The organism is Enterobacter cloacae complex sp. 418I7 (genome assembly GCF_050030705.1).
GTDB lineage: Bacteria > Pseudomonadota > Gammaproteobacteria > Enterobacterales > Enterobacteriaceae > Enterobacter > Enterobacter intestinihominis.
This window is the reverse complement of the sequence record NZ_JBLGUU010000001.1, coordinates 2,356,932-2,369,645: the sequence shown is the minus strand read 5'-3', so window position 1 is coordinate 2,369,645 and position 12,714 is coordinate 2,356,932. Positions and strand designations below refer to the sequence as shown.

Annotated in this window: 12 protein-coding genes and 1 pseudogene; 11 read left to right on the top strand and 2 right to left on the bottom strand. The window is 57.4% G+C overall.

The window, feature by feature from the left end:
* Positions 1 to 23: 23 nt before the first annotated feature.
* Complete coding sequence (gene ansP / locus ACQG0S_RS11410; protein ID WP_022648235.1) at positions 24 to 1,520, bottom strand: L-asparagine permease; 1,497 nt, start codon at positions 1,518 to 1,520, stop codon at positions 24 to 26.
* A gap of 327 nt (positions 1,521 to 1,847) precedes the next feature.
* Positions 1,848 to 2,738 carry a LysR family transcriptional regulator gene (locus tag ACQG0S_RS11405; RefSeq protein WP_022648234.1) on the bottom strand — a complete coding sequence of 297 codons (891 nt, stop codon included), beginning with the start codon at positions 2,736 to 2,738 and terminating at the stop codon, positions 1,848 to 1,850.
* Positions 2,739 to 2,850: 112 nt separating this feature from the next.
* Between ACQG0S_RS11405 and ACQG0S_RS11400 the strand changes: the two genes are divergently transcribed.
* The 11 genes and pseudogenes from ACQG0S_RS11400 to pptA all read left to right on the top strand — a co-directional run bounded on the left by ACQG0S_RS11400 (position 2,851) and on the right by pptA (position 12,530).
* The gene (locus ACQG0S_RS11400; RefSeq protein WP_032624190.1) at positions 2,851 to 3,249 is read left to right on the top strand and encodes a (R)-mandelonitrile lyase; all 399 of its coding nucleotides are present in this window, start codon (positions 2,851 to 2,853) and stop codon (positions 3,247 to 3,249) included.
* 71 nt (positions 3,250 to 3,320) lie between these two features.
* On the top strand, positions 3,321 to 3,860 hold the full coding sequence (locus ACQG0S_RS11395; protein WP_048966675.1) for a shikimate kinase: 540 nt from the start codon (positions 3,321 to 3,323) through the stop codon (positions 3,858 to 3,860).
* 109 nt (positions 3,861 to 3,969) lie between these two features.
* Entirely contained in the window at positions 3,970 to 4,971 is a 1,002-nt protein-coding gene (locus ACQG0S_RS11390) for an LLM class flavin-dependent oxidoreductase (protein ID WP_048966676.1), read from the top strand.
* A complete protein-coding gene (locus ACQG0S_RS11385; protein ID WP_017382285.1) occupies positions 4,968 to 6,089 on the top strand; it encodes an amidohydrolase in 1,122 nt (373 codons plus the stop codon). Before ACQG0S_RS11390 ends, ACQG0S_RS11385 begins: the two co-directional genes overlap by 4 nt.
* Positions 6,090 to 6,105: 16 nt before the next feature.
* Positions 6,106 to 8,369, top strand: a pseudogene (locus tag ACQG0S_RS11380) (NtaA/DmoA family FMN-dependent monooxygenase).
* 9 nt (positions 8,370 to 8,378) lie between these two features.
* Complete coding sequence (locus tag ACQG0S_RS11375; RefSeq protein WP_048965889.1) at positions 8,379 to 8,888, top strand: GNAT family N-acetyltransferase; 510 nt, start codon at positions 8,379 to 8,381, stop codon at positions 8,886 to 8,888.
* A gap of 9 nt (positions 8,889 to 8,897) precedes the next feature.
* A complete protein-coding gene (locus tag ACQG0S_RS11370) occupies positions 8,898 to 9,824 on the top strand; it encodes an amino acid ABC transporter permease (protein WP_022648227.1) in 927 nt (308 codons plus the stop codon).
* On the top strand, positions 9,808 to 10,581 hold the full coding sequence (locus ACQG0S_RS11365; RefSeq protein WP_426750353.1) for an amino acid ABC transporter ATP-binding protein: 774 nt from the start codon (positions 9,808 to 9,810) through the stop codon (positions 10,579 to 10,581). The genes ACQG0S_RS11370 and ACQG0S_RS11365 overlap by 17 nt, the downstream gene beginning before the upstream one ends.
* Positions 10,582 to 10,590: 9 nt before the next feature.
* Positions 10,591 to 11,478: an ABC transporter substrate-binding protein gene (locus tag ACQG0S_RS11360; RefSeq protein WP_048965890.1), complete on the top strand. Its 888-nt coding sequence runs from the start codon at positions 10,591 to 10,593 to the stop codon at positions 11,476 to 11,478.
* Between the two features lie 166 nt (positions 11,479 to 11,644).
* On the top strand, positions 11,645 to 12,262 hold the full coding sequence (locus ACQG0S_RS11355; protein WP_022648224.1) for a glutathione S-transferase family protein: 618 nt from the start codon (positions 11,645 to 11,647) through the stop codon (positions 12,260 to 12,262).
* 37 nt (positions 12,263 to 12,299) lie between these two features.
* Complete coding sequence (gene pptA, locus ACQG0S_RS11350) at positions 12,300 to 12,530, top strand: tautomerase PptA (RefSeq protein ID WP_022648223.1); 231 nt, start codon at positions 12,300 to 12,302, stop codon at positions 12,528 to 12,530.
* The last annotated feature ends 184 nt before the right edge of the window (positions 12,531 to 12,714 follow it).

The window sequence follows — 12,714 nt, the reverse complement described above, 5'->3', positions numbered from 1 at the left end:
GTAGCCGCCACCCGGCTTTTTTATTAACGCGACGTCTCTTCCACCAGCGGACCATCCTGTTTATCATCTCCAGGATGAACCGGGGCGGTACTGTGGATTTCATTCACGCGTTTACGCACGCCAAACCAGCCAGCAATCAACAGCACCGCCAGCAGCGGGATTGTGGCGATGGTGTAAGTACCGTTCGGGTAGTCGAAGGCCATCAGCACCAGCACACTCAACAAGAACAGCAGGGTAAGCCAGGATGTTACCGGCGCGCCCGGCAGCTTGAAGCTGACGTCAGCCGCTTTCCCTTCTTTAATTGCTTTGCGCAGACGCATCTGACACACCACGATAAAGGCCCAGGAGGCGATGATGCCCAGCGCAGCGACGTTCAGCACGATCTCAAACACCTGAGACGGCACGAGATAGTTCAGGAACACGCCAAAGATATACACCACCAGCGTAGCCAGAATACCCGCGTAAGGCACCTGCTGCTTGCTCATCTTCGACATAAACTTCGGCGCAGAGCCCCCCATCGACATGGAGCGCAGGATACGGCCCGTCGAATAGAGCCCGGAGTTCAGGCTGGAGAGCGCGGCAGTCAGTACCACGATGTTCATGATGCTGCCCACGTACGGCACGCCCAGCTTAGAGAAGAAGGTCACAAACGGACTTTGCCCCGCCTGGTATGCATTCCACGGCAGCAACAGTACCAGCAATACCACGGAGCCCACATAGAACAGACCGATACGCCAGATCACGCTGTTGATGGCTTTTGGAACCATCGTCTGCGGATCTTTACATTCACCTGCCGCCGTACCGACCAGTTCGATGGAGGCAAAAGCGAACACCACACCCTGCACCAGAACCAGCGCTGGCAGCAGGCCGTGCGGGAAGAAACCACCGTTATCGGTAATCAGGTGGAAGCCGGTGGCGTTGCCGTCCAGCGGTTTACCGGTGCCGAGGAATACGGTCCCGACCACCAGGAAGATCACAATGGCCAGCACCTTCACCAGCGCGAACCAGAACTCCATCTCGGCGAACCATTTCACGCCAATCATGTTCATGGTCCCGACGATTGCCAGCGCCCCGAGGGCGAACACCCACTGCGGCACATCGCCAAACGCGCCCCAGTAGTGCATGTACAGCGCAACGGCGGTGATATCGACGATACCGGTCATTGCCCAGTTAACGAAGTACATCCAGCCCGCGACATACGCGGCCTTTTCACCGAGAAATTCACGGGCGTAAGAGACAAAGCTGCCGCTGGAAGGGCGGTGGAGCACCAGCTCGCCGAGGGCGCGAAGAATGAAGAAAGAGAAGATCCCGCAGACCAGATAGACCAGGGCGAGAGCGGGGCCAGCCATTTGCAGACGTGCGCCTGCACCTAAAAAAAGACCTGTACCGATAGCGCCGCCGATGGCGATCATCTGCACCTGACGGTTGCCCATCGCCTTGTGATAGCCCTCTTCATGAGAGTTCAACCAGCGACGTTTAGCAGCATGATGATCGGCTGCGCTTTTATTGCTTGTTTTCATTGAGTTACCTGTTTGCCTGTCTGAACCATTAACGTGATAGTCCTGCCTGGCAGAAGCCGAAACAAACGATTGCTTCTGCGCAGACACATGCTGCCTTTCCAGTCATTCTGTGTATGGATAAGGCAAAACATGGCGAGGCATCCTACCCGCAATTGATAAGCGACGCAAAATATAACCGTGCCGAAAGTGATGCTCGTCGAAGGAAATCGTGTGGTCAGAGCAGACTGCGATCACAACGCGCTGAATCGTGACGTTTTTTTAGGCAAAAAGGTCTGTGAATGCTGATTTAATCATCAGGTTTACTTAATAGTTACCTATAGGTAGAGCTTATGGATGCCGCAGAGCTGCGATAAGTAATGAAAACGCGGAAGTGTGCTGGCGGCGGCTCGGATAATAGAGATGATAACCGGCAAAAGCCGGACACCAGGCTTCAAGCACACGCACTAACCGGCCCTCAGCAAGGGCGTCCTGAACCGCATCTTCCGGGACGTACGCCAGCCCCAGACCGTTTTCGGCGGCATCAATGCGTTGCGGCAGGCTGTTGAGGATCAATTGGCCGTCAACCCGCACGCGCAGCTCACGTCCGTCCCGTTCAAATTCCCAGGCATATAATCCGCCGCGTGTGGGCAGGCGCATATTAATGCAGCGGTGCTGATCAAGCTGCTCCGGCGTTTCCGGTACCCCGAAACGATGCAAATAGTCTGCCGACCCGACGACCGCCATGCGCATGTCCGGGGCAATACGTATCGCAATCATATCTTTCGCCACCTGCTCACCCAGACGCACCCCCGCGTCAAAGCGGCCGTCGACAATATCTGTCAGCCCATCGTCCACCGTGACTTCAACGTTGATGTCAGGATACTGCGCCATAAAGGGTTTGAGCACGGGCCACAGCACGGCAGACATGGCGTGTTCCCCGGCGGTAAGGCGAATATTCCCGGCAGGTCTGTCGCGGGTATCACGCAGCGCGGTAAGTTCCTGCTCGATCTCCAGCAGATGGGGGCTTAAGCGCATGAAGAGTTGCTCGCCGGCCTCGGTAGGGGCCACGCTGCGGGTGGTGCGGGTTAACAGACGGACTTCCAGCCTCGCTTCCAGATTGCGCATTGCGTGACTGAGCGCCGACTGAGATACCCCAAGCTGCGCCGCGGCGCGGGTAAAACTGCGCTCCCGGGCGACAACCATAAAGGAGAGCAGATCGTTGAAGTTGTCTTTTAACATGGCGGCTTATCCTATTTATGAATTGAACTCATAGTTCCTTTCTGATTATGCACTCTAATGCTCCCCATGGCTTTACGCTACTGTTAACGCAATAGCAAACGAGGAGTAGATCATGAAAATTATCCGTAGCGGTTCGCTACCTTCCGTTCATGGGCCAGAGGCCTGGTTTACCGGCAGCGTGCGCATTGACGCACCTTTCCAGGCGACTGAACCGGCAAAAGTCGGCGGCGCGACCGTCACCTTTGAACCCGGCGCACGTACCGCCTGGCATACGCATCCTCTTGGACAAACGCTGATCGTGACGCAGGGGCGCGGCTGGTTACAGGAGTGGGGGAAAGAGGCGGAACCGCTGAATCAGGGTGATATCGCCTGGATCCCACCCGGCGTGAAGCACTGGCACGGTGCAAGCGTGCAGACGGCCATGACCCATATCGCCATCGCAGAAGCTGTCGACGGGAGCCCGGTGGCATGGCTGGAGAAGGTCACCGACGAGCAGTATCCGAACGAGTAGTCTGGCGTTTCGTAAACAAATTATTAACGTTATGATTCGATCCGTTTTCTTCAGCATGTGCAGGCGGAACGGTGAAAATCAATATCATAGGCACCAGCGGAAGTGGGAAAAGCACGTTTGGCAGGCGAATCGCGGAGGCGCTGGCTATCCCTTACATTGAGATGGACAGGCTTTACTGGCGATCGAACTGGCAGGGAACACCGGATGATGAGTTTCTTGCAACCCTGGAAAAAGCGCTCGCCGCCTCGCCTGACTGGGTCCTGGACGGGAATTACAACCGCACACGCGACGTTAAGTGGCGCGACGTCGATCTGGTGGTGTGGATAGATCGTGGGTTTTTCCGCACGCTCTGGCAGGCGGTGACGCGGGCCTCCAGACGCGCCTGGCACAAACAGGAGCTCTGGCCCGGCACGGGGAACCGCGAAAGCTTTCGTCGGTCGTTCCTTAGTAAGGACTCTATTATCATCTGGACGATCAAAACCTGGCGCAGCAACCGCAAACGATATGAGGCGGATATGCAAAACCCGCAGTACGCACACATTCGCTTTCTCCGCATTACCCGACGGCAGGATGCGGAAAGACTCATTACATCGCTCAAATCACGCCGATGACAGACTCTCTATTGCCGTTTTCCGGCAATCCAAATGTAAATTAATTGTTTCTCAGAGGTGAAATCCACCTTTAATAATGACGACATGTTAAGTCAAACGAGAACGCAACATGTCATGGCGAATCAGCATTCTGGATAAAAGCCCCGTCGCAGAACACGAAACAGCCGCCGATGCGCTGGCGCGAACCTTAGCACTGGCGCAACAGGCAGAAACGCTGGGTTATCACCGCTTCTGGATTGCCGAACACCACAATACCCCGCAGCTTGCCAGCCCCTCGCCGGAGCTGCTGATTGCCTGGATCCTCGGGCAAACAAAACGTATTCGCGTGGGCTCAGGCGGCGTCATGCTGCAACATTACAGCCCCTATAAAGTCGCCGAAAATTTTAACGTACTGGCCGCCATTGCGCCGGGCCGGGTTGATCTGGGCGTTGGCAAAGCGCCCGGCGGTCTGCCGCTCTCTACCCGTGCCTTGCAGCACGGCCTTAATCCGCAGGAAAAAGGCAGCTTTGCTGAACAACTGACGCAGCTCGATCGCTGGATCCGCCCTGAAAATCAGTCAGCGGAGGAGGACGTTCGCGCCACGCCGCTGCCGCCGGTGCCTGCCCGGGGGTTTCTGCTGGGCGCCAGCACAGAAAGCGCGCTGCTGGCGGCCTCCCTCGACTGGCATTTTGTCTTTGCCGCCCATCTGAACGGTGATCCTGAGCTGCTGCGCGAGGTCGTCACAGCCTGGCGTCAACACAGCGTCCGGGAGGTGATTGTGGCCGTGCAGGCCATTGTTGCCCCAATCCAGGCTGAGGCCGATGCGCTGGCGCAGAAGGTTGAAGTGTGGGGCGTGGAGCTGGTAAACGGACAGCGCGTCACCGTGGCCAGCGAAGAACAGGCCTACGCCTTTGCGCGGCAGGCGGGGAGTGACCCGGTGCGCATCGCGCGTCGGGCGCAGTCTCTGCTGGCCGGAACGGCGGATTCGGTGCTTGAACAGCTCAACGCGCTGCATCAGCAGTGGGGAATTGACGAATTTATCATCGACACGCCGGTCGCTGATGGCGCAACGCGCGTGCAGTCACTGCGACTGCTGGCCGAGGCGCGATTTAACAGGGAGGTGACCGTATGAGCTTTAGTGAACAACTGATTGCCTGGCGCCGTGAGCTGCACCAGAACCCTGAACTCTCCGGTCAGGAGGTCGAAACAACGGCGCGTCTGCGCGAGTGGCTGACGGCGGCCGGGATTGCACCGCTGCCTTACGATCTCCAGACCGGGCTGGTTGCGGAGATCGGCACGGGCAACGCACTGGTTGCGCTGCGCGCCGATATCGACGCGTTACCCATCGACGAGCGCAGTGGGGTGCCGTTTAGCTCCCGGCGTGCGGGGGTGATGCATGCCTGTGGCCATGACATCCACACCAGCGTGATCCTCGGCGCTGCGTTAAAGCTAAAGGAGCGGGAAGCCTCGCTCAACGGTCGCGTGCGGATCCTGTTCCAGCCTGCGGAAGAGAATTTCGGCGGAGCAAAAAGTATGGTGCGGGCCGGGGCGTTACGTGACGTACGCGCGATTTTCGGAATGCATAACGAGCCTTCACTGCCGGTCGGCGAGTTTGCTACGCGCGGCGGCCCATTCTATGCGAACGTCGATCGCTTCGTTATTCATGTTACCGGCAAAGGCGCGCATGCCGCACGTCCCCATGAAGGCAACGACGCCATCGTGCTGGCAAGCCAGCTGGTGACCGCGCTGCAAAGCGTAGCCAGCCGTAACGTTAACACGCTGGATTCGGTCGTTCTGAGCGTGACGCGCATCGCCGGGGGGAATACCTGGAACGTGCTGCCGGAAAGCGTTGAGCTGGAGGGCACGCTGCGCACGCACCGCACGGAAGTGCAGCAGAACGTGAAAGCGCGCGTCGGTGAAATCGCCGCCGGATTTGCCAGCGCCTTTAGCGCGCAGATCAACATCACCTGGTACGCCGGACCCACCGCGCTGGTGAACGATGAGCACTGGGCCGGGTTTGCCACCTCGGTCGCGCGCGAAGCGGGATATGAAACCCGGCATGCGGAACTGCACATGGGCGGGGAGGATTTCGCGGTCTATCTGCAAAACATACCCGGCGCGTTTGTCAGCATTGGCAGCAACAGTCCGTTTGGGTTACATCACCCGGCATTTAACCCGGACGAAGCATTAATCGAACCCGCTGCCCGCTATTTTGCTCAGCTCGCGGAAAAAGCCCTGCAACACGTTTAATTAATTTGAGGTGAATATGTCTGCACATCGTCAATTGCGGCTGGGGACCATTTTGCATGGTGCATCCGGAAATATGTCTGCCTGGCGCCATCCCGCGGCGGTCGCGGATGCCAGCATTAATTTTGAATTCGTCAAAGAAACGGCTTTAAAAGCAGAAGAGGGCAAGCTCGACTTTATATTTGTGGCCGACGGTCTTTATATTAACGAGAAATCCATTCCGCATTTTTTAAACCGCTTTGAGCCGCTGACGGTGTTGTCCGCGCTGGCGAGTATCACCTCGCGCCTGGGGCTGGTCGGCACGTTATCCACCTCGTACAGCGAGCCTTTCACCGCTGCACGCCAGTTCGCCAGCCTCGATCACCTGAGCAACGGACGCGCAGGCTGGAACGTGGTGACGTCGCCGCTGGAAGGGTCAGCGAAGAACTTCTCCCGCGAAAAACACCCGGAGCATGCGCTGCGCTACCGCATTGCCGATGAGTATCTCGACGTGGTGAAAGGGCTGTGGGACTCCTGGGAAGGGGATGCCTTTATCCGCAATAAAGAGAGCGGACAGTTCTTTGATGCGTCGAAACTGCATACTCTGGATCACCACGGTGATTTCTTCCAGGTTTCCGGCCCGCTGAATATTGGCCGCACGCCGCAGGGACGTCCGATTGTCTTTCAGGCTGGTGCGTCCGACGACGGTAAAAAGCTGGCGGCAAAACATGCTGACGCGATTTTTACCCACCATGACACGCTGGAAGAAGCCCAGGCTTTTTACCGCGATGTTAAACAGCAGCTGGAAAGTCACGGCCGCCGCGCAGGGGATTTACATATATTCCAGGGCGTCAGCGTGATTGTTGGAAACGACGCCGATGACGTAGAAAACCAGTATCAAACCACGGCGGCACTGGTCTCCATTAATGATGCGCTGAATTACCTTGGACGTTATTTCGAGCATCACGACTTCAGCCAGTATTCCCTCGACGCGCCGTTCCCGGATATTGGCGATTTGGGCAAAAACAGCTTCCGCAGCACCACCGATGAAATCAAGCGTAACGCCCGTGAGCGCAACTTAACTCTGCGTCAGGTCGCGCTGGAAGCCGCATCGCCGCGCCCGCGTTTTTCCGGCACACCGGAGCAGGTGGCCGATGGTTTACAGGCCTGGTTCGAGGAGAAGGCGGCGGATGGCTTCATCATTCAGGGCGGTACGCCGGACACCTTCCCGCGCTTTGTCGACCAGGTGGTCCCCCTTTTACAGGCGCGCGGCCTGTTCCGCACCGACTATCCCGGCACCACGCTGCGCGAAAGTCTGGGCTTAGACGAGCCCAAAAATCAGTTCACACAACAATAAAAGAGAAAAACGCTATGCAGAAATCATCGCTTATTCTGGCGCTTGCGCTGGCCTTTACCCCTGTCGTCTGGGCAGAGAACGTCAATATTAACGGCACCGGCGTGAGCATTGAGGCCAATAAAACGCCGATCAATACCGCCAAAAACAGCGATGCGATCGCGCAACTGCCGAAAGACTATCGCTTTGCCGTGCCCGGGAAATTTACCGTGGCGGTGGCGGGACTGAATCAACCGCCGCTGACGGTCTTTTCCGACGACAACAAGACCCTGCTGGGAAGTGAGGTCGACATTGCGCGTCTGGTGGCGGACAGCCTTGGGCTGGAGCTGAACGTGGTTCCCACCTCCTGGGAGGACTGGCCGCTGGGGGTGGCCTCCGGGAAATACGATGCGGCTATCAGCAACATCACCGTCACCAAAGCGCGCAAAGAGAAGTTCGACTTCGCCACCTATCGCAAGGATTCACTTGGCTTCTACGTGAAATCCACCAGTCCCATCAACTCGCTTGTGAAGGCAGAGGATATCGCCGGGCTGCGCATCATCGTGGGTTCCGGCACCAACCAGGAAGCCATTCTGCTGGCATGGAACGAAGAGAACCTCAAAAAAGGGCTTAAACCCTTTACGCCGATCTACACCAAAGACGACGCGGCCCAAACGCTGGCGCTTCAGTCCGGACGCGCGGACGCCTACTTTGGCCCGAACGTGATCGGCGCCTGGAAAGCGGCGCTCAACGGTAAAACCAAACTGGTCGGCAGCGTCGACGGCGGCTGGCCGAAGGCGGCGCATATCGCGGTGACGCTGAAAAAAGGCAGCGGCCTGGTCGAACCGGTACAAACCGCGCTGAACGGCGCAATCAAGAACGGAGATTACGACAAGGTGCTAAACCGCTGGGGGGAAGGCGTGGAGCGTATCTCCAGTTCCGAAGTTAACCCGGCGGGTCTGGGCGATTAAGGAGGCGCTATGCAGGAACAATTTCGTGACGTTTCGCCGGAAGATGCCGATCTTCAGCCCATTATCGCGGGGCTTTTCGGTGAGTACGCCGCTCGTTACGGCGACTACTTTTCAAAGGATGCGGAAGTCGAGCTGACAGAGTGGTACCTGGCGCCGCAGGGGCTGTTTATCGTCCTGGAGCGCGATGGCGAGATCATCGCCACCGGGGCGTACAAGCCCTTCGACGAACATACCGCAGAGATCAAACGTATCTGGACGAATAAAACGCTGCGCCAGCAGGGACTGGCCGCGCGCGTGGTACAGGAGCTGGAGCGCCGGGCGGTGCTGGCGGGTTACAGCCACATCTACCTGACTACGGGGTTTCGTCAGCCGGAGGCGGTGCGGCTCTATCTCAGTCAGGGGTATCAGCCGCAGTTCGATCTCAACCGCGACCCGGAAGAGTATAGCCAGCCGCCGTTCGACGGTCGGCTGCGTTTCACCAAGACGCTGATCCGCGAAGCGCTCAGCAAAACCGCATAAGGAGCGACGATGAGCAACGTTGAAACCATAAAAGTGGTCCCGGCACGTTATCCGCTGCGCGCTGCTGGCGCCGTGGTGGCGCTGTTTGTGCTGGCGGTCGTGATCCAGTCCGTGGCCTTTAATCCGCGCTGGGAATGGGCGGTATTTGCCCGCTGGTTCTTTGACCCGGTGATCCTCGAAGGCGTCGGACAGACGCTGCTGCTGACGTTGATAAGCACCGTACTGAGCGTGGTGATTGGCGGCATGCTGGCTCTGGCGCGGCTCTCGTCATCATGGCTGTTGAGCAGCCTGGCGTGGGGTTACATCTGGCTGTTCCGATCGCTGCCGCTGATCGTGGTACTGATTATCCTCTATAACTTCTCCTATCTCTACGACACGCTCTCTCTCGGCGTGCCTTTTACCGGCATTACCTGGGGCAGCTTTGAAACCATCAACGTTCTCGGGCAGTTTTCTACCGCCATCGTGGGGCTGACGCTGGTGCAGAGCGCCTATACTGCGGAGATCATTCGCGGGGGCTTCCTTGGGGTCGACCACGGTCAGTATGAGGCGGCCGCTGCGCTGGGTCTGCCGGCGTGGCGTCGCACCGTGCGCATAATTCTCCCCCAGGCGCTGCGCACCATCCTGCCGTCCGGGTTTAACGAAATCATCAGCCTCGCCAAAGGGACGGCGATGGTTTACGTGCTGGCGATGCCGGAACTGTTCTACACGATCCAGATGATCTACAACCGCACCCAGGAGGTGATCCCGCTGTTGATGGTGGGGGCCGTCTGGTATCTGGTGATCACCACCGTACTGTCTGCCATCCAGCATGTTATTGAGCGTGGACTCGCCCGCAGCGAGCGCCGCTCCGCCGTAAACCAGAGCCGGGCGACCAGCCGCGCGCGTTCCGTCACCACTTCGTCAGCACAGGAGCCCGTTCATGCAAGCCTCTCCTGAAGGACACATTTCCATAACCGGCGTCAGTAAGTTTTTTGGCCGACATAAAGCGCTCGATAACGTCACGCTTGAGATCCCACCGGGCTCCGTGACGGTGATCCTCGGACCCTCTGGATCGGGAAAATCGACGCTGCTGCGCACTATTAACCATCTGGAGCGCGTAGACGAAGGCTTTATCCAGATTGACGGGGATTACATCGGCTATCGCCGTCAGGGTGACAAACTCTACGAGCTCAAAGAGAAAGAGATCCTCAAACAGCGCGTCAACGTTGGGTACGTGTTTCAGAACTTCAATCTTTTTCCGCATCTTACGGTGCTGGAAAACCTGGTTGAAGCACCCATCGCGCATAAAAAGTTCAGTAAAAAAGAGGCTATTGAAAACGCCTACAGCCTTCTGGATGTGGTAGGTCTGCGCGATAAAGCCGATGCCTGGTCGCGTCACCTCTCCGGCGGCCAACAGCAGCGCATTGCCATTGCCCGCGCGCTGGCGCTGCGCCCGCGCGTGATGCTGTTTGATGAGCCAACTTCGGCGCTGGATCCGGAACTGGTTGGCGAAGTGCTGGACGTGATTAAAAAGCTCGCCCGCTCCGGCACTACGCTGGTGGTGGTCACCCAGGAGATCGGCTTTGCACGGGAAGTGGCGGACCAGGTGGTATTTATGGTCGACGGTAAAATTGTGGAGCAGGGCAGCAGCGACGACGTGTTAAACCGACCGTCGCATCCGCGAACGCGCCAGTTCCTCTCAAAAGTGCTGTAAGGAGCGCAGATGAAATATGGACTCCTGGCGGGGCTGGTCTTCACGACGGCGAGTCACGCCAGCATTGATTTAAAGGCCAACGAACAGCCGCTGCCGGTGACGGTTGATCAACAGGCAGTGGCGAAAATCCCGGCGAACTATAAATTTGTTGAGCCGGGTACCCTCACGGTGGCGATTTCAGCCCTGAATTCTCCGCCGCTGGCGCTGCTGGCCAGTGATAACCGCACCCGTATTGGCAGCGACCCGGATATCGCCCGGTTACTGGCGGGCAGTCTGGGGCTGAAGCTGAAGCTGGTGCCAACGGCGTGGGAAGACTGGCCGCTGGGGATCACTTCCGGGCGCTATGACGTGGCGTTGGTGAATATCGCCGTCACCGAGCAACGTAAGGAGAAGTTCGATTTTGCAACCTATCGCGTCGATTCCTTGGCCTTCTCGGTGAAATCCACCAGCAACGTACAGTCGATCACCAGTGCGAAAGATCTGGCCGGTAAAAAGGTGATTGTCGGGTCAGGCACCAATCAGGAACGTATTCTGCTGGGCTGGAACGAAGAGAATAAAAAGGCCGGACGCGAGCCTGCGTTGCCGGTTTATCTGACCGACGACGCCTCAGGCAATCTCTATATTCAGTCCGGCAGGGCGGATGTCTTCTTTGGACCGCAGTCCGTTTCGGCCTACAAAGCCGCGTTAACCGGCAAAACCCGCGTCGTGGGATTAGGCCCGAAGAAAGCCTATGTCGCCACCACAACCAAAAAAGGCAATGGGCTGGTGTATGCGTTGCAGGCTGCGCTGGACGGTGCGATTAAGCGCGGGGATTATCAAAAGGTGCTGGCGCGCTGGGGGGAAGCGGGCGAAGCAGTGACGTCTTCAGAAGTTAATCCACCCGGGATAACCTACTAATGGTGCTCTATACCCTAAATAATTCGAGTTGCAGGAAGGCGGCAAGGGAACGAATCCCCGGGAGCGTACATAAGTACGTGACTGGGGTGAGTGAATGCAGCCAACGCACCTGCAACTTGAAGTATGACGGGTATACACTTAGGGTTTTCATCCCTGAGGAGGCAACATGATCAAACTCTATGGCGTACCCGGCTGGGGATCGGCAATCAGTGAGGTGATGCTGACTCTGGCAGACATCCCCTATCAGTTCGTCAACGTGGATGGGTTTGACCAGCCCGGCCCGCAGCGCGAATTGCTGTTGAAACTGAACCCGCTGTGCCAGGTGCCGACGCTGGAGCTGGAAAATGGGGCGATCGTGACGGAAACCGCGGCGATCGCCTTGATGGTGCTCGACAGACGACCCGACCTCGCGCCGCCCGTTGGGCAGGCCGAGCGCCAGCAGTTTCAGCGCCTGCTCATCTGGTTTGTGGCGAACGTCTATCCCACCTTTACGTATGCAGATTACCCGGAACGCTGGGTGCCTGATGCCCCGGAACAGCTGAAGAAAAACTGTATTGAGTACCGGAAATCCCTCTATCTGTGGTTTGACAGCCAGCTCAGCGCCTCGCCTTATGCCTTTGGCCAACAGCTTACGCTGCTTGACGTCTATATTGCCGTCGTGCGTACCTGGGGGCCAGGTCATGAGTGGTTTACCACCAACGCACCTAATATCACCGCCATCGCGGATGCCGTCTGCGCGTTGCCAGAACTGCACAAGGTGCTAAAAGCTAACGACATAATCTGATAACGTGGAACGCTAACCTATAAAAGGAGCCCTGCCCATGCCTCACGTTGATATCAAATGTTTTCCACGCGATCTGACTGACGAACAAAAAACGGCCCTGGCGGCGGATATCGCCGAAACGATAGTCCGTCATCTGAACAGCAAAGATCGCTCAATCTCCGTGGCGCTTCACGAAGTCCAGGAAGCTGACTGGAAGGCGCAGGTCTGGGATACCGAGATTGGACCTAAACTGGATGAACTGATTAAGAAGCCCGGCTATTCGATGTAACTCGCCTGCCGGGTGGTGCAGTATCACCCGGCGATCCCTGCCTTTCATTCCTTTCGCAAAAATCGATAATAAACAGCACAACGTTTCCGCTACAATTCACTCCTCCGAACAATATTCGTTAAATCAGCAGGTAAGCACTACAACTGCACCAGATTAAGTACAGATAGTAAAAGGATAATTTTTT